We start from the raw sequence: 21,481 nt of genomic DNA, 5'->3' as shown, positions 1-21,481 counted from the left end.
CTCCTTCCCTTCCCCCCCCCTTTTACTCGTTGTTGGGGTGGGGGGGGGGGGGGCCCCCCCCCCCCCCCCCCAACTCCATGATCTGTCAGCGCAGGTCGGCGGGGAGCAGCGCGAAGGTCAGGTCGTCCAGTCGGGTGCCGGCCAGCCCCGGCAGGCGGCCGCGCTGAAGACCCTCGCGCTGGAACCCGACCCGCTCCAGCACCCGGTGCGACGCGGTGTTGTCCGGCACCGTGCCCGCCGACAGTCGGGCGATGCCGGCCGGGCCGAACGCCCAGCCCGCGAGCAGTCGGACCGCTCGGGTCGCGTACCCCCGACCGCGCCAGTCGGGCAGCAACGCGTAGCCCACCGACGCCTCGCCGGCGGCCACGTCGGTGTACGACAGGCCACAACTGCCCACCGGCTCCCCGCTGGCCACATCCACGATCAGCAGCCGGGCGATCTCGCCGGTGAGCCAACTGCTCTGTGCGAGACGGCAACGCCGCTGGATCGCCTCGCGCGTCGGCGGCACCGGCGGGGCCTGGTTCGCCACCACCTCGGGCCGGCTGTGCAGGCGGTACATCAGCGCCGCGTCGTCCGGCGCGAGCGGGCGCATGGCCACCACCTGATCGGTGAGCACACCGCCGGGCAGGTCGGGCAGCAGCCGGGCCGCCGGGGCGGGCGGGTCACCGGCGACGCGTACCCAGGCCAGCAGATCGTGCCGGCCGGCGTCCCGCGACGCACCGGCCGACCGGCGCAGACCCTCGTAGCGGAAACCGGCGGCCAGCGCGACCCGTTGACTCGGGCCGTTCTCCGGCTCGGTGAGCAACTCCAGTCGGGCCGTCCCGGTGGCGAACGCGTGCTCGCTCAGCGCCCGGGTCGCCGCGGTGGCCACTCCACGCCCGCGCGCCGCCGGCCGCAGCCAGTAGCCGATCTCCACCTGGCCCCGGGCGGGCACCGGGTTGTTCAGCCCCACCGCGCCGAGCAGCCGGTCGGTGGCGGGGTCCGCGATGGCGTACGCGGCGCCACCGCCGGTCCAGGCCGCCGGAGCGCCGACGTCGATCCACCAGCGGGCGTCGGTCTCGGTGTACGGAGTGGGCAGGTTCGACACGAACCGTTGGGTCAGCGGGTCCGCGCAGCCGTCGACCACGTCGGCGCCGTCCTCGGCGCGAAAGGGACGCAGCCGCACCCCGTACGCCTCGACGACCGGCGGCGGAGTCATCCCAGATCCCCGGGGAGAAGCGCACCGACCCACACGTCCACCCGTTCGCCCCGGTGCTGCACACCGCCCCGGGCCGTCCCCTCGACGACGAAGCCGGCCTTCTCCGCGGCCCGGCGGGAGGCGTTGTTTCCCACGTTCGCGCGCCACTCGATCCGGGCCAGGCCCAACGTGCCGAAGCCCCAGGCTCCGAGCGCCACCAACGCGGCGGGCAGATAGCCCCGACCCCGGGCCTCCGGTGCGGTCATGAAACCGACGTCGGCCAGCAGCGGGTCAATGGGGGAGAGCCGCAGGTCGAGCGAGCCCACGTACCGGTCGTCGACATCGGCGATCACGAAGCCGGCGGCGTCCCCCCGGGCCCAGGCGTCCCGGTTGTGGGCCTGGTAGCCCTGCGCGTCGACGCGCTCGTACGGATCCGGCACCGTGGTCCAGCGGATGCTCTCCGGGTCCCGGCAGTTCCGCACCACCGCGTCCAGGTCCCGCTCCTCCATCGGCCGCAGACGCAGCTCGCCGGCACCGTGCGTGGCGAACAGGACGGGCTGCGGGCGCCCGAAGACGGCGGCCCGCCGGGCGGCGAGGGTGCCCGGACCGGCCGGCCCGGTCGACCCGGCGACGGGCACCTCACCGGGCAGCAGCGAACCGATCCAGCCGTCCGCGCCACCGTGCGGCGCCGGGTCGGCCAGCCGCAACCGGCCGTCGATCCGGAAGCCGGCCCGGAGCGCCACCAGCCGGGAGGCGTGATTGCCCACCTCGGCCTGCCAGATGAGCCGGCGGAGCCCGAGGGTGTCGAAGGACCAGCGGGCCACCGCCCGGGTGGCCCGGACCATCACGCCCCGACCACGCGCCCAGGGGGCCGTCCAGTAGCCGATCTCACCGGTGCCGTTGCGGTCGATCGAGATCAGGCCGTTGGAGCCGAGCAGCTCCCCCGTGCTCGGGTCGCAGACCGCGAACAGCGCGCCGGTGCCCTCGGCCCACGCCTTCGGGCTCGTCTCGGTGACGAAACCGCGCGCGTGCTCGGGGAGGTATGGGCGCGGCACGCTGGTCCACCGCTGAATGTCCGGGTCCTGGCACGCCTCGTGCACGGCGTCGGCGTCGGCCTCCTGCCAGGGCCGTAGCAGCACACCGTCCTCGATGATCTCCGCTGGCTCCACCCGTGCATCGTGCCGCAACGTTCGCCCACGGCGTAACCGGATTACGTCCCCGGCGTATCTGCTACGTGAGTTATGTCGGGTTCAACGCCATGGACCGCCGCTACCAGTGACCATCACGCCGATGGAGCGCCTACGATGGTTCGAGACCGTCTAGGGGAGCGTTGATCCGTGTCGATTCTGGAAAAGGTCCTTCGCGCAGGCGAGGGCCGCATGGTGCGCCGGCTCAAGGCCATCGCCGCCGCCGTCAACTCGATCGAGGACGACTACGTCAACCTCAGCGACGAGGAACTGGCCGGCATGACCGAACAGTTCCGGGAGCGGCTCGCTGACGGGGAGACCCTCGACGACCTGCTGCCGGAGGCATTCGCGGTGGCCCGCGAGGCGTCCGCCCGGGTGCTGGGCCAGCGGCCGTACGACGTCCAGGTGATGGGCGGCGCGGCGCTGCACTTCGGCAACATCGCCGAGATGAAGACCGGTGAGGGTAAGACGCTGACCTCGGTCATGGCCGTCTACCTCAACGCGCTGTCCGGCAAGGGCGTGCACGTGATCACGGTCAACGACTACCTCGCCCAGCGCGACGCCGCCTGGATGGGTCGGGTGCACGAGTTCCTCGGGCTGACCGTCGGCGTGGTGCTGCCCAACCGGCCGGCCACCGAGCACCGTGCCGCGTACGAGTGCGACATCACCTACGGCACCAACAACGAGTTCGGCTTCGACTACCTGCGCGACAACATGGCCTGGTCGAAGGACGAGCTGGTGCAGCGCGGGCACAACTTCGCGGTGGTCGACGAGGTCGACTCCATCCTGATCGACGAGGCCCGCACCCCGCTGATCATCTCCGGCCCGGCCGAGCACTCCGCCCGCTGGTACGGCGAGTTCGCCGGCGTGGTTCGCCGGCTCCAGCCCGGCACCGACGGCGAGGGCGACTACGAGGTCGACCACTCCAAGCGCACCATCGCGGTGACCGAGCGCGGTGTCGCCAAGGTCGAGGACCGGCTCGGCATCGACAACCTGTACGAGTCGGTGAACACCCCGCTGGTCGGCTACCTCAACAACGCGATCAAGGCCAAGGAGCTCTACAAGCGCGACAAGGACTACATCGTCAGCGACGGTGAGGTCCTGATCGTCGACGAGTTCACCGGTCGCATCCTGCACGGCCGCCGCTACAACGAGGGCATGCACCAGGCGATCGAGGCCAAGGAGGGGGTGGAGATCAAGCAGGAGAACCAGACCCTGGCCACCATCACCCTCCAGAACTACTTCCGCCTCTACGAGAAGCTGTCCGGCATGACCGGTACGGCGCAGACCGAGGCCGGCGAGTTCAACAAGGTCTACAAGGTCGGCGTCGTGACGATCCCGACCCACCGCCCGATGGTTCGCGAAGACCGGCCGGACGTCATCTACAAGACGGAGAAGGCCAAGTTCAACGCCGTCATCGAGGACATCGCCGAGCGGCACCAGCTGGGCCAGCCGGTGCTGGTCGGCACCGTCTCGGTGGAAAACTCCGAGATCCTCTCCCAGCTGCTGCGCCGCCGCGGCATCCCGCACAACGTGCTGAACGCCAAGTTCCACGCGCGGGAGGCCGAGATCGTCGCGCAGGCCGGGCGTAAGGGCGCGGTCACCGTGGCGACCAACATGGCCGGCCGGGGCACCGACATTCTGCTCGGCGGCAACGCCGAGTTCCTCGCCGCGAACGAGCTGCGTCAGCGCGGCCTCGACCCGTTGGAGAACGAGGAAGAGTACGCCAAGGCGATGGAGGAGGTCCTTCCCACCTGGAAGCAGGCCTGCGACGCCGAGGCGGACGAGGTCGCCGCCGCCGGTGGCCTCTACGTGCTGGGCACCGAGCGGCACGAGTCCCGGCGGATCGACAACCAGCTGCGTGGTCGTGCCGGCCGGCAGGGTGACCCGGGCGAGTCCCGGTTCTACCTGTCCCTGCAGGACGAGCTGATGCGGCGCTTCCGGGCCGGGGCGGTCGAGGCGGTGATGGAGCGCTTCAACATCCCGGAGGACGTGCCCATCGAGTCGAAGATGGTCACCCGGCAGATCAAGAGCGCCCAGGCCCAGATCGAGGGCCAGAACGCCGAGATCCGCAAGAACGTCCTCAAGTACGACGAGGTGCTCAACAAGCAGCGCCAGGTCGTCTACGCCGAGCGGCTCCGGGTGCTCAACGGTGAGGACCTCTCCGACCAGGTCCGCAACATGATCGACGACACCGTCGAGGCGTACGTGCGGGGTGCCACCTCCGAGGGCTACGGCGAGGACTGGGACCTTGAGCAGCTCTGGTCCAGCCTCAAGCAGCTCTACCCGGTCGGCGTGACGATCGAGGAGTTGGAGGAGGAGGCCGGCGGCTCCCGGGCCGGCATGGACGCCGACTTCCTGGTCGCCCGCCTCAAGGAGGACGCCAACGCCGCGTACGACCGGCGTGAGGAGCAACTCGGCACCGAGGGGGTGCGCCAGCTCGAGCGGATGGTGCTGCTCCAGGTCATCGACCGCAAGTGGCGCGAGCACCTCTACGAGATGGACTACCTCCAGGAGGGCATCAACCTCCGGGCGTACGCCCAGCGCGACCCGGTGGTGGAATACCAGCGCGAGGGCTTCGACATGTTCGCCACCATGATGGAGGGCATCAAGGAGGAGACGGTCGGCTTCCTCTACAACGTCGACGTCCAGGTCACCGAACCGGAGCCGGAGGCGGGGGCCGAAGAGGTCACGCTGCTCGACAAGCCGGTGGAGATCCGGGCCAAGGGCCTCAACCAGGCACCGCGGCGGCAGGGCCTGCAATACTCCGCGCCCACCCTCGACGGTGAGGCCAGCCCCGGCGCGGTCGCCGTGGAGCAGGCCGAGCAGCAGGCTCCGGCGCTGGGTGTGGGTCGACCGGCTCCGGGTGCCCCGGCGGCGCCGGGGCAGAGCGCGCCGTCCGCCCCGCAGCGACCGGCATCCGGGCTGCGCGGCCCGGCCGTTCCGTCGGCCGCCGCCCGTCGACCGGCACCGAACCAGGCGGAGGCGAGCAACGGCCCGTCCCGCAACGCCCCGTGCCCGTGTGGCTCGGGTCGCAAGTACAAGCGCTGCCACGGTGCCCCCAACGGCGGCAACTGACCGACAGCAGCCGCACCACCAGCGTTCCGAACCGACGGGTCCCGGCCGTGAAGGCCGGGACCCGTCGGCGTCCGCACCGGGCAGCAGCCCGCACCCGACCAACGTCTGATCGACGGTCCCGGCCTGCACGGCCGGGACCGTCGGCGTCTGCGGCCCTGCCGCCGTTTCGAACCGCTCAGGCACACATCGCAGCGCCAAAGTGCTCGAACAGCCCGCCGAAGCCTGCAATTGGTACATCTCGACAGGCTTGCCGGAAGCCGCTTCCACTGATCACCTCGCCCTCAGGTCACCTCGCACTCGGGTCACCTTGACCTCCGGAAAACCGGGGCATCATCGCCAACCGGATGCCGCGTCTTCCTGAACCCCGAGTGGATCATCGCCGGGGGTGGGTTGTCTCAGAGCACGTTCAGGGCAATGCAGAGCCAGCGGCCCCGGCGATGCTCCAGGCGCAGCGCCATCGCCCAACTCCGGCTGCCCGCGCCGGTGAGGACGGCAGCCGCCTCCACTGCGGCCTCCCGGGGTTCGCAGACGCGCAGGCGGAGCAGCCGGACCACTGGCCGGCCGGCGCGCTGGCGGGATGTCCCCACCCGGCCGGACGCGCGGGCCAACTCGGTCAGCAGGTCACCGGCTCGGGCGGGATCGAGCAGCGCTCGGACCTGGGCCGGTGACCGGTAACCGTTGATCACCTCCAGGCAGGTGCCGACGAAGCGATGCGCGGCTCGGGTGGCCTCCGGGGCGGTCGCCGGCGGAAGGGACGTGACCGGGTGGGTGGCGGCGGCGGACCGGGCGGGCACCTGGCGCAGGGCGGCTCGGCGCTCCGGGGGCCGGGCCGGATGCGGTCGGGTCGAGGCGAACAGGTCGAGGGCGAGTTGACCGTCGGTCGGTGCCGGCCAGTACGGCCCGTCGGTCTCGTCGACGTACGGCGGGTCGAAGGGTGGGACGGGGCGCAACCGTACGGGCGGTCGAGAAGGACCGGGTCTCACGCCGCTCATCGTAGCCCCTCGATCTTGCGTTTGTTTACGTTTGCCTCCGACAACATCGATTCTGAGTGACAGAGCGGCCTCGGTCAATGGCTCGGGGTAGCCCTCACCCGAAGAAGCCCATGATCCACTCGTGTTCCTTGATGTCGGCCTATCCAGCAGCCCTCAATGCCCCGACTTCCGCAAAGCCGAGTGGATCACGCCGGGCCGGACCGGACGGTCGAGCCGGGCGGGGACGGCGGTCGGGCCGGACCGGGCGGTCGAGCCGGGCGGGGACGGCGGTCGGGCCGGACCGGACGGTCGAGCCGGGCGGAGACGGCGGTCGAGCCGGGCGGGTGGTCGAACCGGGCGGAGCAGCCGGGCGGGCGGGCCGGGCGGGCCGGACTGGCCGGGCTGGCCGTGGGGGCCGGGCTGGCGGTGCGGGCCGGGCTGGCGGCGAGTCCCGTGGGGGCAGGGGACGCGGCCGGGCGTGGGGGATGCCGCTATTCGGGGTCGCGGTCGACCAGCGGGTTGCTCTGCACCCAGTCCGCTGTTTCGTCGTACTTGCGAGCTATGTACTCCTCCAGGCGGGCGCGCTCGACGCGCCACTGGCCGCGCCCGCCGATCTTGATCGCTGGCAGTTCCCCGCTGCGCACCATGTGGTAGACCTGCGAATCCGACACGTTCAGCTCGGTGGCCACGTCGGAGAGCAGCAGGAACCTCGGCTCCACAGAGAACTCCAGGGGTTGACGTCGTTTGGCTCAGTTTGCCACCGACAGCCCCGACCGCCCAGCACCCGGCCGGGTTGTTGCCAGCCGACCACGCGGGACACACCGGTTGGGGAGCTTCCTCCGGCCGGAGGCGGGGTGTATGACGGTCACGGCGTGCGGCATGATCTGCGCCCGTGCCGGCGGACGCCGGTGGAGGACGACGCGGGGAGACGACCGGTGACCGAGGAGCTTGTCCGGGTGTACGTGCCGGCGACCGTACCGATGCTGGCCCGGCTGCGCGAGGAGGGACTGGCCGCCGAGCAGGCACACGCCGTGACCCCGGCGCTGCGTGAGTGGTACGCCGAGGGCGACGAGGAGGAGCTGGAGTACGTCGCGTTCACCCGGGCTGCCCAGGACGCGTTGCACCTGCTCCGGGCCGACCCGGCCGCTCCCCGCCGCCGCGTCGTCGTCTCGGTCGACCTGCCGTCGGGCGTGGTCGGGCGCGGTGACGGCGAGCTGGGTTCCAGCGCGGTGACGTTGACCGGTCCGGTGCCGGCGGGCGCCGTCGCGGCCATCCACGTGGACGGGGCGGACGCGGTCGAGGAGGTCGGCGCGGCGGCCGACGTGGTGGCGGAGGCGGCGGCCGGGGACCCGGACGCCCAGTTCACCGTCGACGGCGCCGAGGACCACGAGCTGGAGTGGTACGACGTGACGGAGCTGGACCAGCTGCTCCGCGCCACCGACTGATCGGGAAAGCGGCCCTGGCCGCCCGAGCTGCCCCGGCCCCGATCATGGAGTTGTGCTGGTGGATGTAAGCCGCACAAGCGGGTGAACCACCCACCACAACTCCATGATCGACCCGGGAAGGGGCGCCTGCGCGGGGCGGGGTTCTCTGCGCCGTTCGCTGGCTCGGTTTGGCGCGTCAGCGGGCCGGGTTCGCCTTCGCCGGGTCGGCGTCGGACGTCTCAGGTGCGTCGGACGTCTCGGCCGGGTCGGCGTCGAACGCCTTGGCGTAGCCGGGCTTGTCGTCCTCCGGGTCGACCTGGTCCGCGACCGGGCTCGGACCGTCGGCCGGTACGTCGTCGTCGGCGTGGGCCGGGCCGAGCGTGCGGCCGAAGGCGATGAGCGCGGTCAGCGCCCCCACGAAGAGCACCCAGATGCCGTTGTCCACCCGCGAGGTGCCCAGTGAGGTCTGCGCCACCGCGTCCGCGTCACTGAGCGCGCTGGCGAGATCGAGCAGCGACCGGCCGCCGATCCGGATGATCACCTCGGCGAGCAGCAGGAGCAGCCCCGGCCCGGCGCCGGCGACCAGATATGCCGGCCAGCGCAGCGCGGGCGCCTCGGGATCGCGGCGGACGGCGCGACGCCGTGCCCAGGTCAGGTAGCCGAAGGCCAGCAGCCCGGCGAGCAGCCCGGCGACGAGCGATTCGGTACGGGACACCCACTTGGCCGCGTTGACCAACGACTCCTGGCTGTCGCCGGCCCCGAAGAGGTCGAACAGCGGGTCCCGGGCCTGGCTGAACGCGACCACGAAGATCAGCGTGCCGAGCGCGGCGGTGACCACCGCGCCGATGGCCGGGGCGGTGCGGGCGCCGGCCAGCGCGCTTCCGATGATCGCCGCAGCGGCCGTGGTGCCGGCGATCACGTTGGTGGTGGACGTGTCGAAGTAGGTGAGGTTGATGGCGACCGCGGCAGCGAGCCCGACCACCATCCCGGCGCCGATCGCCCCGGCGAAGCGCAGGGTGGCCCAGTCGCCGTACCGGCGGGCCAGCTGGTTGCCGCCGGCCAGCGCGACGGCCGCCCCGGCCACCAGCGCGGCCGAGATCACACCGGGCAGGGCGAACGCGGAGAGGCTGATCGCGGTGACCCCGGCCGCCGCCGAGTTGATGGCCTCCCGGGTGGACCAGAGCATCGCGGCCAGCCAGCCGAGGGCGAGCAGCGCGAGCACCGCCGCGCCGGGCGCGGGCAGCGGCTGACTGCTGGGGCTGGTCGGCTCGACCGCCGGCTCGTCCGACTCGGCGGCCGGGACGCGGCCGGGCTGCTTGGTCATCGTCTCCCCTTCGAGGCGGCAGGTCACCGACCACTCAGGGTACGCGGGCCCGCTGGGCCGCCTGCCGCCCCGGGACGGCCGAGACGGTTCGAGCCCGCGGTCGGCTCCGCTGGACCGGCCGCCGGGGCCGCGACCGCCGGCGCGGAGCGGGCCGGGATGACTGCCTGATGCGCGGGCCAGGCGGCGGCCCGACCTGGGGCGGGTCACCGGATCGAGACCGGTCGGTAAGGGGAGGAGGGGTGGGCCGGTCCTTGGCGCAGGGCGGTGGCGGAGGCGGGGCGCGCGGCCCGTCATGGGAGAATCACGGGAGGTCCCGCCGCTGCTCGGCCTTCCGTGCGGCGTCCGGTGTCCGGCCGTCCGGTCGGTGCCTGCGGGTCCGGTTTCGCCACTGCTGTCGAGATCGCCAGGAGCCTTGATGGATGCCGTGTTCTCCGTTCCCGAGCCGCGCAACGAGCCGGTTCGCAATTACGAGCCGGGCAGCCCCGACCGGGACCGGCTCCAGCGGCGGCTGACCGAGCTCGCCGCCGAGCGCATCGACCTGCCGATGACCATCGGCGGCGAGCAGCGGATGGCCGGCGGCGACCCGATCAACGTGGTGCAGCCGCACAAGCACGCGCACGTGCTGGGGGTGACCGCGCACGCCACCCACGACGACGCCCGTGCGGCGGTCAAGGCGGCCAAGGATGCCGCGCCGATGTGGCGGGCGCTGCCCTTCGAGGAGCGCGCCGCGATCTTCCTGCGCGCCGCCGAGCTGCTCGCCGGCCCCTGGCGGGACACCCTCAACGCCGCCACCATGCTCGGCCAGTCGAAGACCGCGATCCAGGCCGAGATCGACTCGGCCTGCGAGTTCATCGACTTCCTCCGGTTCAACGTGCATTTCGCGCGCCGCCTGCTCGAGGAGCAGCCGGCGTCCTCGCCCGGCGTCTGGAACCGCTTCGACCACCGCCCGCTGGAGGGCTTCGTCTACGCGGTCACCCCGTTCAACTTCACCGCCATCGCCGGCAACCTGCCGTCGGCGCCGGCCCTGCTGGGCAACACGGTGGTCTGGAAGCCGGGCCCGACCCAGCAGTTCGCCGCGCACTTCACCATGCGGCTGTTCGAGGCCGCCGGCCTGCCGCCGGGCGTGATCAACATGGTGACCGGTCGGGGCGAGGAGGTTTCCGACGTCGTCCTCGCCGATCCGGATCTGGCCGGCATCCACTTCACCGGTTCGACGAAGGTCTTCCAGCACCTGTGGCGGACGGTCGGCGACAACATCGCCCGCTACCGGGGCTACCCGCGCCTGGTCGGCGAGACCGGCGGCAAGGACTTCGTGGTCGCGCACCGCAGCGCCGACGTGGACGCCCTGCACACCGCACTGATCCGGGGCGCGTACGAGTACCAGGGTCAGAAGTGCTCGGCGGCCTCGCGGGCGTACGTGCCGCGTTCGATCTGGGAGGGTGGGCTGCGTGACCGGCTGGCCGCCACCGCCGACTCGCTGACCTACGGTGACGTGACCGACTTCGGCAACTTCGGCGGCGCGGTGATCGACGACAAGGCGTTCGCGCGGCACACCGCCGCGCTGGAGCTGATCGGCGGCGACGACAGCTGCCGGGTGCTGGCCGGTGGCACCGCCGACGACTCGGTCGGCTACTTCGTCCGGCCGACCCTGTTCGAGTGCGGGGATGCCGCCCACGAGACGTTCACCACCGAGTACTTCGGGCCGATCCTGGGTGTGCACGTCTTCGACGACGCCCGGTTCGACGAGGTGGTCGCGCAGGCCGAGTCGATCGCCCCGTACGCGCTGACCGGCTCGGTGTTCGCCACCGACCGTCGGGTCGTCGAGTCGGTGGGCGAGCGGATGCGCTACGCGGCCGGCAACTTCTACATCAACGACAAGCCGACCGGCGCGGTGGTCGGGCAGCAGCCGTTCGGTGGCGCCCGGGCCAGCGGCACCAACGACAAGGCCGGCTCCTGGCTCAACCTGGTCCGCTGGGTCTCGCCGCGGACGATCAAGGAGACCTTCGTGCCGCCGACCGACCACATGTACCCCCACATGGGCTGACCGGCGACGATCCGCCGGCGGCGCGCGTGGCGCCGCCGGCGGACGCCGGATCGTGGTAACCCATTGATAGTCCTCAACGGACAGTCTGTCGCCGACAGTGCACTTAGGAAGTCCTGTTGGGTGGCAAACTGGCAAATCCTGGACGCCGGGTGCGCAAAGTGGCAGCGTAGTGGGCATGGCGGATTCCGGAGTCAACCCTACGGCGGCGGCCCTGCTCGGCCTCCTCCACGAGGGCCCGATGACAGGCGGTCAGTTGATGGCCGCCGCTGAGCGCCGTCTGGCGCCGTACTGGTCGATGACCCGCAGTCAGGTGTACCGCGAGTTGCCGGTGCTGGCCGAGCGGGGTTTTGTGCGGCTCGGCAAGCCGGGTCCGCGGATGAGCCAGCCGTACGCGTTGACCGCCAGCGGAAAACGGACGTTTTCCCGCTGGTTGGCGGAGAACCCGGGGCGGGACACCATCCGCAACCCGATCGCGCTTCGGATGGCCTTCGGCAACCTGCACTCCGCCAGCCAGCTGAAGGGCCTGTACGCCTCGGCCAACGAATACCACACCGAGGCCCTCGCCCAGGTCCGGGAGCAGGTGAAGAACGCCAAACGGGACGGCGAGACGTACGACGCCAGCGCGCTGGAGTTCGCCGTCGCCTACCACAAGGCTGCCCTCTCGTGGTTGAAGTCCGCCCCCGTCGGGTGATCTTCGGCGGATTGACCGACAGAGAACGAGCTGCTCCGGCAGCACCGGCGCGGGGCCGATTTGGCGCGGACCTGCGGGGCTCGCAAGCTCACTCCGCGTCCGCGCAGTACGCTTGTCTGTCGTGACCGCTGCCGATTACGCCGAACAGCTCAAGGAACTCGACGCGACCCTGCGAAACATCGAGGCCGTCCTCAACATCGACCGGCTCCACGAGGACAAGGCCCGCCTTGAGCAGGAGGCTTCCGCCCCCGACCTGTGGGACGACCAGGCCAAGGCCCAGCAGGTGACCTCGCAGCTGTCGTACGTCAACGGCGAGATCAGCAAGCTGGGCAGCCTGCGTTCCGGCCTCGACGACGCCCAGGTGCTGTTGGAGCTGGCCGAAGCCGAGGCCGACCCGGGCGTGTTGACCGAGGTCGAGTCGGAGATCACCGGGTTGACCAAGGCCATCCAGGAGATGGAGGTCCGCACCCTGCTCTCCGGCGAGTACGACTCCCGGGAGGCGCTGGTCGCCATCCGGGCCGGCGCGGGTGGCGTGGACGCCGCGGACTTCGCCGAGATGCTGCTGCGGATGTACCTGCGCTGGGCGGAGCGGCACGGCTACCCGACCGAGGTCTACGAGACCTCGTACGCCGAGGAGGCGGGTCTGAAGTCGGCCACCTTCGCGGTCAAGGTTCCGTACGCGTACGGCACGCTCAGCGTCGAGTCGGGCACCCACCGGCTGGTCCGGATCAGCCCGTTCGACAACCAGGGCCGTCGGCAGACCAGCTTCGCGGGCGTCGAGGTCCTGCCGGTCACCGAGCAGACCGACCACATCGACATCCCGGAGAACGAGGTACGGGTCGACGTCTACCGTTCCTCCGGCCCGGGTGGGCAGAGCGTCAACACCACCGACTCGGCGGTGCGGCTGACGCACATCCCGACCGGCATCGTGGTGACCTGCCAGAACGAGAAGTCCCAACTGCAGAACAAGGCATCCGCGCTGCGGGTGCTCCAGGCCCGACTGCTGGAGCGCAAGCGCCAGGAGGAGCAGGCCAAGCTCGAGGGTCTCAAGGAGAACGCGGCCGGCTCGTGGGGCGACCAGATGCGCTCGTACGTCCTGCACCCGTATCAGATGGTGAAGGATCTCCGAACTGAGCAGGAGACCGGCAATCCGAGCGCCGTTTTCGACGGTGAGTTGGACGGTTTCATCGAGGCGGGCATCCGTTGGCGTAAGCAGCGGCAGCTCGCCGGCGACGGTGCGTGATGACGCGCGGGCGGAGCGCGTCGTCGATCTCCAGGTAGAAGCCTGATTCGACGACTCGCGCCGGATCGGCGGGGCGTGGGGCTTGGCTCAGTTGTTACACCGCGTAGACTCACCACCCGTGATTCAGCTTGAGCAAGTGACGAAGACGTACCCGAAGGCGTCCCGGCCTTCGCTCGACAACGTGTCCGTCTCGATCGAGAAGGGCGAGTTCGTCTTCTTCATCGGTCCATCCGGCTCCGGCAAGTCCACGATCATCAAAATGCTGCTGCACGAGGTGGCCCCCAACAAGGGGCGCGTCGTCGTCAACGGCAAGGACGTCACGTCGATGCGTTCCTGGAAGCGACCCCACTTCCGGCGTTCCATCGGCTGCGTCTTCCAGGACTTCCGGCTGCTGCCGAACCGCACCGCCTACGAGAATGTGGCGTTCGCCCTCGAGGTGATCGGCAAGACGAAGGCGGTCGCCCGCCGGGTCGTGCCGGAGGTGCTGGAGCTGGTCGGGCTCGGTGGCAAGGAGCACCGCTACCCGCACGAGCTCTCCGGTGGTGAGCAGCAGCGGGTCGCCGTCGCCCGGGCGTTCGTGAACCGTCCGCTGATCCTGCTGGCGGACGAGCCCACCGGAAACCTGGACCCGGACACCTCGATCGAGATCATGCGTCTGCTGGACCGGATCAATCGCACCGGCACGACCGTCGTGATGGTCACCCACGACTCCAACATCGTGAACCAGATGCGCCGCCGCGTCGTTGAGATTGAGAGCGGTCGCATCGTGCGTGACCAGGCCCGCGGCGTCTACGGGTGAGCCAGCGCTCCACCCCTGCGCAGCCTGACGACGAACACCTCATGCCGGAGACCCGGAGGAAATCCCGATGCGCGTGAAATACGTCCTGTCCGAGGTACTGGTCGGACTGTGGCGCAACGTGACCATGTCCATCGCGATGATCATCACGATGGCGGTCTCGCTGACCATGCTCGGCGCCAGCGGTCTCATGTACCGCCAGGTCGACGACATGAAGGACCTCTACTACAAGAACATCGAAGTTTCGATCTTCTTGACCCAGGAGGTGAGCGAGCAGGAGCGCACCGACCTGGACAGCAAGCTGCGGAGCGACCCCCTGGTGAAGGAGGTCCTCTACGTCAACAAGGACGAGGCGTACAAGCGCTTCAAGGAGATGTACCAGGACGCGCCGGATCTGGTGAACGCGGTCAAGCCGGACCAGCTGCCCGAGGCGTTCCGGCTCAAGCTGAACAACCCGGAGCAGTACAAGGACATCTACGAACAGTACAAGAACACGGCCGGCGTCGAGGAGATCATCGACCAGAGTCGACTGCTCGACAAGATCTTCAACATCCTCACCTCGATCCAGAACATCGCCCTGGCCGCCGCCATCGTGATGGCGATCGCCGCCCTGCTGCTGGTCGCGAACACCATTCAGGTGGCCGCGTACAGCAAGCGGCGTGAGGTCGCGGTCATGAAGCTGGTCGGCGCGTCCAACTGGTTCATCCAGGCGCCGTTCGTGCTGGAGGCCGTGGTCGCCGGCCTGATCGGTTCGCTACTCGGTCTGGTGGCCCTGGTCGCGGCGAAGTATCTGCTCTTCGACGGGTCGCTGAGCGCGTTGGAGAGTCTGCTCTCGCCGATCACCTGGGGCGACATCCTGTTCGTCTTCCCGCTGATGGCCGGTGTCGGTGGCCTGGTCAGCGCGGGTACCGCCTGGATCACCCTGCGCTTCTACCTGCGGGTCTAGGCGCCGTACGGGGTTGGCCCGTCGTCTCCCGGGGACCCTCCCGCGGCCGGAAATAAACGGCGCGGGAGGGTCCTTGTCATTCAGGTAGCATGATCGGTTGTCCGGCCGGGGTGTGCCCGGCCACGGACGTCGTAGGAGAGGGGGTGGCGCCGATGCCACGGGAAAAGGGGCGCAAGGTGGTCGCCTCCAACAAGAAGGCACGCCACGACTACGCGATCCTCGACACGTACGAGGCGGGCATGGCGCTGACCGGCACCGAGGTCAAGTCGCTGCGGGCCGGCCGGGCGTCGCTTGTCGACGCGTTCGCCCAGGAGCGCGACGGTGAGCTGTACCTGCACGCGATGCACATCCCGGAGTACACCCAGGGCACCTGGACCAACCATGAGCCCCGGCGTACCCGCAAGCTGCTGCTCAATCGGGGCGAGATCGACAAGCTCGTCGGCAAGACCCGTGAGGGCGGTCTGACCATCGTCCCGCTCCAGGTCTACTTCTCCGACGGCTGGGCCAAGGTCGAGATCGCCCTGGCCAAGGGCAAGAAGTCGTACGACAAGCGGCAGGACCTCGCGAAGCGGGACGCGGACCGGGAGATCGCCCGGGTGTCCGGCCGGCGCGGCAAGGGGATGGATGACTAGTTCATCCCGTTTGTCCAGGTCGACGCGTCGGCCCGGGGCTCGGGATGAAAGCTGTTGCGGCAGGCGTTAGGCTTGTCAGTGCCACCACATCGGTGGCCTGTCGAGGGGGTGACTGGTTTCGACTTCGTACGCAGCGACAGGGGAAGCGAGCCGAGGAAGCCGACGTCGTCTCGAGAATCGGTCGTCGGAAACTTATAAGCGCCAAGAACACTCGCGCTGACTTCGCTCTCGCCGCCTGAGGCGAGTAGCTAAGTCTGTCGGCCTGGGAACGCCTTCGTCCCAGTAGCCGGCATCAGCTAGAAGGCTGGCCAATCGGACCCGGTCGCGGGGTCCGTGCGGCGAGATTAATCAGCGACTGGGCCCGTCACACCAACTTGCTCGCGTGAGCGGTGGGGCCGAGTAGAGGCACAGCGAGCTGCGCTCGGAGAAGCCCTGACAAACCGGCGAAGGACCCGGGTTCGATTCCCGGCACCTCCACCACCTCGAACGAAGCGCCCCGGCCCACCAGCCGGGGCGCTTCGTTGTCCGCAAGGAACGGCCTGCCGCCGGCCGAGCCGCCGGGCGTTGGCCGGCGCGATCACGAGGCCGTTCAGGTCGACAGTTGGGGCCGGTGGGGTCGACGTGGTCAGCGGGGCAGATGAGGCGGCACCGGGCCCTGGACAGGGCGGGTAGGCAGCCTCACCATCGCGGTATGGGGTAGCAGCGCCTTGCGGGAGGTGCCATGGTCACCGGTCCGATCCAGCAGCCGTCAGTCGTCGCCCGACCGCGCGTCGCGCACCCGGCGGGGCTCCCCGCCGACCCACATCCCATCGGGTTACCCGGCGAGCCGCGCCCGGCCGGACTCGCCGGTGACGTGCACGCCTTCGGCCGGGCCGTCGCCGTCGCCAGCACCGAGCCACGCTGGCGCGAAGACGTCCTCGTCCGGCTGCGTCCGGTGCGTCAGGGCTTCGCCGAGCACGTCCGGGTCACCGAGGGCCCCACCGGCCTCTATCGGGAGCTGCTCGCCCAGTCGCCGCGACTGGACCACGGGGTACGGCTGCTGACCCGCGAGCACGCGGCGATCGTCGCCGCGATCCTGGCTCTCCAGCAGGTCGCCGAGCGGCCCGAGGTCCACCCCGACGAGCTGCGGCATCGGGCCGGGCACCTGTTGCGGAGGTTGGCCCGGCACCGGCGGCGCGGCGCCGACCTGCTCTGGGAGGCGTACCAGACGGATCTGGGTGGCGAGACCTGAGCCCGGGGCGGGAACCGGTCGGTCGACGGTCACGTCGAACCGGGTATGCGTCGACCGGCCCTGCTGCTCGTACTCCCGTTGCTGCTCACGGGGGGTTGTGCCGCGACCGACGTCGGTCCGGCCGACGGCCCGCGCAGCCCGACCCCCGGCACGGAGGTGTTCGACCAACGGGCCGGTCAGGTGGCCGAGGCGTGGCGGCCCGGCCCCGACTGGCGCACCGGGTACGTGCCGCTGGAGGGGCCGACCCTGCTCACCGGCGACCCGGGCTTCACCCCCGACACCGATGCGGCCTTCCGGGCCGGCTGGTACCGCGCAGAGGTGCCGTTACCACCCACCCGGGTCGGCGGCGAGATCCAATTCCCGGACGGACGGCTGACGCTGCCGTTGGTCAGCGCCGCCGAGGCGTACCGGCAGCTTGACCAGGGTGACCCGTTGCCCTGCCCGGGGCGGCCGAAGCGGCCCGGCCGGCCGACCCCCGGCGGCCCGACTGTAGAACCGGGCCCCGACGGCTGGGCCACCAGCACGACGCAGACCGCTTGTCTCCCGCTGACCGTCACCGGGGTGACGTTCGGCGCCGTGCCGGTGCGCACCAGCCGGGGCGCGGCGCAGGTCCCGGCCTGGTTGTTCGCCGTCAAGGAGCTGGCCACTCCGGTGGTGCGGCTCGCCGTCGCCCCGACGGCGGTCACACCGGTTCCCGAACCCACCGCGCCGGCCCGGCCACTGGCGGACGGGTTGGTGGCCGCCCAGGACCTGGCCGCCGTCGACGGCACCCGGCTGACCGTGCGGCTCGGCGTCGGCGCCTGCGACACCGGCATCACGCCGTTGGTGTGGGAACGGCCTGACGTCGTGGTGGTCGGTGGCCGCGTCACCCGGGCCACCGGGGTCTGTCCGGACCTGCTCAAGCTGGAGCCGGTCACGGTCACCCTCGCGGCGCCGCTGGGCGCCAGAGCGGTACTGGACGTCTTCACCGGTGCCCCGCTGTCGATCGCACCGCGCTGAGCGCAACCGGCACGCAGGTCGAGGTCCGGCTCAGAGGATGCTGGGCACGTCGGTGCTGATCGGCACCGGCACCACCGTCGGACGGTCGGCGCGCAGCCCGGTGGCGAGCGCCGCGCCGAGCTGGTCCGGGCTCTCCACCACCTCCGTGGCACAGCCGTAGCCGGCCGCGATCGCGGCGATGTCCAACCCCGGCAGGTCCAGACCGGGCACCCCGGGGGTGTGCTTCAGCTCGGCGAACGCCTTGAGGATGGCGTACTGCTGGTTGACCGGGACGACGACCACCACCGGCAGCGCGAGGCGCGCGGCCGTCCAGAGCGCCTGCACCGAGTAGTGGAACGAGCCGTCACCGACCACCGCCACCACCGGGCGACCGCGTCCGGTGTCCCGCTCGGCGAGGGCGACGCCGACCGCCGCCGGGAGGCCGTAACCGAGGCCGCCGCTGGCCATCGTGAAGTACGACGCCGGGCGGGTGATCCGCAGCTGACGACGCAGCGCGGACAGGTTGGACGGTGACTCCTGGATCAGCACGCCGTCGGCCGGCCAGTGTGCGGCCAGCGCGGCGAACATGGCATCGGCGCTCAGTGGGGTGGTGATCTCCGGCGGGGGCGGGCTGCCCCGTCGCGCGGGTGGCGGCCGGTCGCTCGGCGGCACCCGTTCGACAAGCGCGGCCAGCGCCAGCCCCGGGTCGCTGAGCAGGCTGTCGCCGACCGGGGCCCGCGCGGCCTCGTCGGGGTCGTCGGTGACGTGCAGCAGCCGGGCGCCGTCGGGCAGGTGCCCGCCCGGTACGTACGGGTAGTAGCGGAACACCGGGGCGCCGACGACCAGCACCGTGTCGTGCCCGCGCAGCGCGTCGGCCAGTGGACCGATCGCGTACGGCAGCACGCCGCGGAAGTGCGGGTGGTCCTCGGGGAACACGGCACGTTCGGGGGCGGGGGCCGACCAGACCGGCGCGGCCAGTCGCTCGGCCAGCGCGACCGCCGTCGACCAGCTCGCGGAGCGATCCACCCCCGGCCCGTACACGAGCACCGGGTTGCGGCTGCCGGCAAGCACCCGGGCGAACTCGTCCAACCGCTCGGGGTCCGGCGCGAACCGGGTGGCGACCGTTCGCGGCGCGGGCGGCGGGTCGGCCGGCTGGGCCCAGTCATCCATCGGCAGGGAGAGGAACACCGGCCCGGCGGGGGGCTGCACCGCCGTCGCGTACGCCCGCAGCACCGCCGCCGGGATGTCCTGCGCCCGGGTTGGCTCGTAGGCCCACTTCACGTACGGCTGCGGAAGCTCGGTGGGTCGTCGGCTGGCCAGCCGAGGTTCGAGCAGCAGCATCTCCCGCGTCTGCTGCCCGGCGGTGACGATCAGCGGGGTCTTGTTGTGCCAGGCGGTGACCAGGTTGCCCATGCCGTTGCCGGTGCCGGGGGCGGTGTGCAGGTTGACGTGGCCGGGCACCCCGCTGGCCTGGGCGTACCCGTCGGCCATCGCGACGGCCGTCGCCTCCTGCAGCGCGTGGACGTAGTGGAAGTCGGCGGGGAAGTCCTGCAGGAACGGCTCCTCGGTGGAGCCGGGGTTGCCGAAGACGGTGGTCATGCCGACGGTGCGGAGCACGTCGTACGTCGCGTCCCGGACCGTTGCCATCGCCACCCGCCTCGGTGTCGCGGGCAGGGGCGACCGCGGTCGCCCTCCCGATCAGCCGAATCTATCGGGATGTGATGGACCTTTCGGGCGTTTCTCGACCGTCGGTGGCCCGGATCGGTCGATCACCGGTCGGTCTGCGGCCGGCGACACCGGCCCTTCGTCTTAACTGTCCGATCACCCGCCGGTCAGACCTTAGCCAGCACCCGGGACGCAAGCTATGGTGCCAGGCATGGCGTTGACAGCGCGGCTGAACCCGATGCGCCGGGCGGATCCGGTGGATGACCGGCCCCCGGCGCGGGCTCACGGTTGACGGGTGTGTGGCATGCAGGGAGAGGGCCAGGCGATCGGCGGGCGAGCCATGGAGTCGATGACCGGGCGGCTGCTGGTCGCGACTCCGGCGCTCAAGGACCCCAATTTCGACCGTACGGTGGTGCTGCTGGTCGCCCATGAGCCGGGCGGCGCGCTCGGCGTGGTGTTGAACCGGGCCACGGAGGTGCCCGTGGCCGAGGTCCTCGGTGACTGGAGCGACCTGGCCCGGCACCCGGCCGTGCTCTTCGAGGGTGGCCCGGTGCAACCCGACTCGGCCATCTGCCTCGCCCGCATGCGGCACCCGATGCGCCGGCTGAAAGGCTTCCACCAGGTCTCCGGGGCGGTCGGCACGATCGACCTCTCGGTCGACCCGGAGCGGCTGCGGGAGAGCATCGGCGGCATCCGCGTCTTCGCCGGCTACTCCGGCTGGGGCAGCGGGCAGTTGGAGCAGGAGATCGCCGACGGGTCCTGGTTCGTGCTGGACGGGCTGCCCGGCGACGCCTTCGTCGACCGGCCCGACGACCTGTGGCCGATGGTGCTGCGCCGGCAGGGCGGAATGATGGCCGCCGTCGCGCACTTCCCGCCGGACGTGGCGCTCAACTGACCCGGCTCGGCGGGGGACCCCGCGAGATGACCATGCGGGCCCGTCTGTGTATAGTTTCCCAGTGCCCGGGCGACCGGGACGACAGCAAGGGGCCGTGGCGCAGCTGGTAGCGCACCACACTGGCAGTGTGGGGGTCAGGGGTTCGAGTCCCCTCGGCTCCACCCTTGGGAAACGCCCTGGCCGGGATGATCCGGCCAGGGCGTTCGCTGTTTCTGGCGGTTCCCTTATCGGGTCGCCGCAGGGCTACCGCACGATCGGCGACCACTCCCGCTGACTGGCGATCGTCACCCCGGGGGTGCGGTAGTACGGGTCCGCGGCGATGATCGCGGCGAACGCCTCGGCGTCCGGGACGTCGAAGATCAGCAGTGCTCCGGTGTCGTCGGCGAACGGCCCGGCCATGACCAGCCGGCCCTCCTGGCGCAGGGCCTGGAGACGCTCCCGGTGCGCCGGTCGGGCCGCGAGCCGGTCGGGGTCGTCGCCGAAGGACAGCTCCAAGATGAACACCGGTTCCTCCTCGTCAGGGCGGTCTCGCGGAGCACCCTAGTCGATCCGGCGGGCCCCCACCGTTCCCTGCTGAACGCCGCCGGAGGCGATCCCGGCCGGTCGGCACCGCCCTTAGCATGGGCCGATGGCCATCGACCTCTTCGCGGGTGTCCCCGTCACCGACTACGGCGCGGCAGCCGCCTGGTACGAGCAGCTCCTCGGCGCACCACCGGCGTTCCTGCCCAACGACACCGAGGCGGTGTGGGAGCTCGCCGAGCACCGGTACGTCTTCATCGAGGTGCGGCCCGAGCACGCCGGGCACGCCATGCACACCGTCTTCGTCGACGATTTCGACGCCCGGCTCGCCCAGATCGCCGGGCGCGGCCTGGAGCCGGCCGAGCGCGAGACCTACGACAACGGCGTGCGCAAGGCCACCTTCCGCGACCCCGACGGCAACGAGATCGGCTTCGGCGGCGCACCAGTCTGAGTAAGCGGTACGGCCCGGCGGGACACGCGAAACGCCCTGACCGGATGACCCGGTCAGGGCGTTGACGACTGTATGTCCGGTAAGGGCGGGATCAGCCCTGACGGCTCTTCCACTGCGGGTTGGTGCGGTTCACCACGACCACCCGGCCGCGACGGCGGACCACCACCGAACCCGGCTTCTGCTTCAGTGCACGCAACGAGCTACGTACCTTCATCTCTGCCTCCTCGGT

20 protein-coding genes, 1 tRNA gene and 1 other RNA gene are annotated in these 21,481 nt (G+C 71.1%); 14 read left to right on the top strand and 8 right to left on the bottom strand.

From position 1 onward, the window contains the following. Nucleotides 1-85 precede the first annotated feature (85 nt). Together AB0J33_RS17405 and AB0J33_RS17400 are read right to left on the bottom strand one after the other, a co-directional pair. Complete coding sequence (locus tag AB0J33_RS17405; RefSeq protein ID WP_363614612.1) at nucleotides 86-1,198, bottom strand: GNAT family N-acetyltransferase; 1,113 nt, start codon at nucleotides 1,196-1,198, stop codon at nucleotides 86-88. Then, nucleotides 1,195-2,346, bottom strand: a complete 1,152-nt coding sequence (locus AB0J33_RS17400; protein ID WP_363614610.1) for a GNAT family N-acetyltransferase — start codon at nucleotides 2,344-2,346, stop codon at nucleotides 1,195-1,197. The genes AB0J33_RS17405 and AB0J33_RS17400 overlap by 4 nt, the downstream gene beginning before the upstream one ends. A 168-nt stretch (nucleotides 2,347-2,514) precedes the next feature. Here AB0J33_RS17400 and secA point away from each other — a divergent pair, with 168 nt between their 5' ends. After that, nucleotides 2,515-5,442 carry a preprotein translocase subunit SecA gene (gene secA / locus AB0J33_RS17395; protein WP_363614607.1) on the top strand — a complete coding sequence of 976 codons (2,928 nt, stop codon included), beginning with the start codon at nucleotides 2,515-2,517 and terminating at the stop codon, nucleotides 5,440-5,442. Nucleotides 5,443-5,837: 395 nt separating this feature from the next. Here the strand turns inward: secA and AB0J33_RS17390 are convergent, their stop codons facing one another. After that, the gene (locus AB0J33_RS17390) at nucleotides 5,838-6,434 is read right to left on the bottom strand and encodes an Rv3235 family protein (RefSeq protein WP_363614605.1); all 597 of its coding nucleotides are present in this window, start codon (nucleotides 6,432-6,434) and stop codon (nucleotides 5,838-5,840) included. A gap of 470 nt (nucleotides 6,435-6,904) precedes the next feature. Then, nucleotides 6,905-7,132: a helix-turn-helix domain-containing protein gene (locus AB0J33_RS17385; RefSeq protein WP_091393976.1), complete on the bottom strand. Its 228-nt coding sequence runs from the start codon at nucleotides 7,130-7,132 to the stop codon at nucleotides 6,905-6,907. Between the two features lie 216 nt (nucleotides 7,133-7,348). Between AB0J33_RS17385 and AB0J33_RS17380 the strand changes: the two genes are divergently transcribed. Continuing rightward, nucleotides 7,349-7,858, top strand: coding sequence for a hypothetical protein (locus AB0J33_RS17380; RefSeq protein WP_363614603.1), 510 nt, complete (start codon nucleotides 7,349-7,351; stop codon nucleotides 7,856-7,858). A gap of 175 nt (nucleotides 7,859-8,033) precedes the next feature. On the opposite strand, the gene AB0J33_RS17375 is transcribed toward AB0J33_RS17380, so the two are convergent. Then, complete coding sequence (locus AB0J33_RS17375) at nucleotides 8,034-9,161, bottom strand: hypothetical protein (protein WP_363614601.1); 1,128 nt, start codon at nucleotides 9,159-9,161, stop codon at nucleotides 8,034-8,036. Between the two features lie 415 nt (nucleotides 9,162-9,576). On the opposite strand from AB0J33_RS17375, the gene pruA reads away from it, so the two are divergent. From pruA to AB0J33_RS17330, 9 genes are all read left to right on the top strand, one after another. After that, nucleotides 9,577-11,205 (top strand): L-glutamate gamma-semialdehyde dehydrogenase, encoded by a 1,629-nt coding sequence (gene pruA, locus AB0J33_RS17370; protein WP_363614599.1) that lies wholly within the window; start codon nucleotides 9,577-9,579, stop codon nucleotides 11,203-11,205. Nucleotides 11,206-11,380: 175 nt separating this feature from the next. After that, nucleotides 11,381-11,896 (top strand): PadR family transcriptional regulator, encoded by a 516-nt coding sequence (locus AB0J33_RS17365; RefSeq protein WP_030490856.1) that lies wholly within the window; start codon nucleotides 11,381-11,383, stop codon nucleotides 11,894-11,896. Between the two features lie 121 nt (nucleotides 11,897-12,017). Continuing rightward, nucleotides 12,018-13,139 (top strand): peptide chain release factor 2, encoded by a 1,122-nt coding sequence (prfB, locus tag AB0J33_RS17360; protein ID WP_363614597.1) that lies wholly within the window; start codon nucleotides 12,018-12,020, stop codon nucleotides 13,137-13,139. Between the two features lie 118 nt (nucleotides 13,140-13,257). Then, nucleotides 13,258-13,938 (top strand): cell division ATP-binding protein FtsE, encoded by a 681-nt coding sequence (gene ftsE, locus AB0J33_RS17355; RefSeq protein ID WP_030331491.1) that lies wholly within the window; start codon nucleotides 13,258-13,260, stop codon nucleotides 13,936-13,938. A gap of 67 nt (nucleotides 13,939-14,005) precedes the next feature. Next, on the top strand, nucleotides 14,006-14,881 hold the full coding sequence (gene ftsX, locus AB0J33_RS17350; RefSeq protein WP_363614595.1) for a permease-like cell division protein FtsX: 876 nt from the start codon (nucleotides 14,006-14,008) through the stop codon (nucleotides 14,879-14,881). 152 nt (nucleotides 14,882-15,033) lie between these two features. Continuing rightward, entirely contained in the window at nucleotides 15,034-15,513 is a 480-nt protein-coding gene (gene smpB / locus AB0J33_RS17345) for an SsrA-binding protein SmpB (RefSeq protein ID WP_124775313.1), read from the top strand. A 104-nt stretch (nucleotides 15,514-15,617) separates the two neighbouring features. Further along, nucleotides 15,618-15,993: a transfer-messenger RNA gene (gene ssrA, locus AB0J33_RS17340) on the top strand. A gap of 241 nt (nucleotides 15,994-16,234) precedes the next feature. Beyond that, entirely contained in the window at nucleotides 16,235-16,744 is a 510-nt protein-coding gene (locus AB0J33_RS17335) for a hypothetical protein (RefSeq protein ID WP_363614592.1), read from the top strand. A gap of 45 nt (nucleotides 16,745-16,789) precedes the next feature. Then, on the top strand, nucleotides 16,790-17,743 hold the full coding sequence (locus AB0J33_RS17330; RefSeq protein ID WP_363614590.1) for a hypothetical protein: 954 nt from the start codon (nucleotides 16,790-16,792) through the stop codon (nucleotides 17,741-17,743). 30 nt (nucleotides 17,744-17,773) lie between these two features. Here AB0J33_RS17330 and mdlC read toward each other — a convergent pair whose 3' ends face one another. Then, on the bottom strand, nucleotides 17,774-19,369 hold the full coding sequence (gene mdlC / locus AB0J33_RS17325; RefSeq protein ID WP_363614588.1) for a benzoylformate decarboxylase: 1,596 nt from the start codon (nucleotides 19,367-19,369) through the stop codon (nucleotides 17,774-17,776). A gap of 322 nt (nucleotides 19,370-19,691) precedes the next feature. Between mdlC and AB0J33_RS17320 the strand changes: the two genes are divergently transcribed. Next, nucleotides 19,692-20,282: a YqgE/AlgH family protein gene (locus AB0J33_RS17320; RefSeq protein ID WP_030490862.1), complete on the top strand. Its 591-nt coding sequence runs from the start codon at nucleotides 19,692-19,694 to the stop codon at nucleotides 20,280-20,282. An 88-nt stretch (nucleotides 20,283-20,370) separates the two neighbouring features. Further along, nucleotides 20,371-20,443, top strand: a tRNA-Ala gene (locus tag AB0J33_RS17315). A gap of 82 nt (nucleotides 20,444-20,525) precedes the next feature. Here the strand turns inward: AB0J33_RS17315 and AB0J33_RS17310 are convergent. Next, nucleotides 20,526-20,786: a YciI family protein gene (locus AB0J33_RS17310; protein ID WP_363614585.1), complete on the bottom strand. Its 261-nt coding sequence runs from the start codon at nucleotides 20,784-20,786 to the stop codon at nucleotides 20,526-20,528. A gap of 124 nt (nucleotides 20,787-20,910) precedes the next feature. On the opposite strand from AB0J33_RS17310, the gene AB0J33_RS17305 reads away from it, so the two are divergent. Further along, nucleotides 20,911-21,252 (top strand): VOC family protein, encoded by a 342-nt coding sequence (locus tag AB0J33_RS17305; protein ID WP_363614583.1) that lies wholly within the window; start codon nucleotides 20,911-20,913, stop codon nucleotides 21,250-21,252. Between the two features lie 91 nt (nucleotides 21,253-21,343). On the opposite strand, the gene AB0J33_RS17300 is transcribed toward AB0J33_RS17305, so the two are convergent. Then, nucleotides 21,344-21,466 (bottom strand): 50S ribosomal protein L36, encoded by a 123-nt coding sequence (locus AB0J33_RS17300; protein ID WP_234583078.1) that lies wholly within the window; start codon nucleotides 21,464-21,466, stop codon nucleotides 21,344-21,346. Nucleotides 21,467-21,481: the final 15 nt, after the last annotated feature.

This window comes from Micromonospora sp. NPDC049645, assembly GCF_040675155.1.
GTDB lineage: Bacteria > Actinomycetota > Actinomycetes > Mycobacteriales > Micromonosporaceae > Micromonospora.
This window is presented reverse-complemented; position numbering and strand designations above follow the sequence as displayed.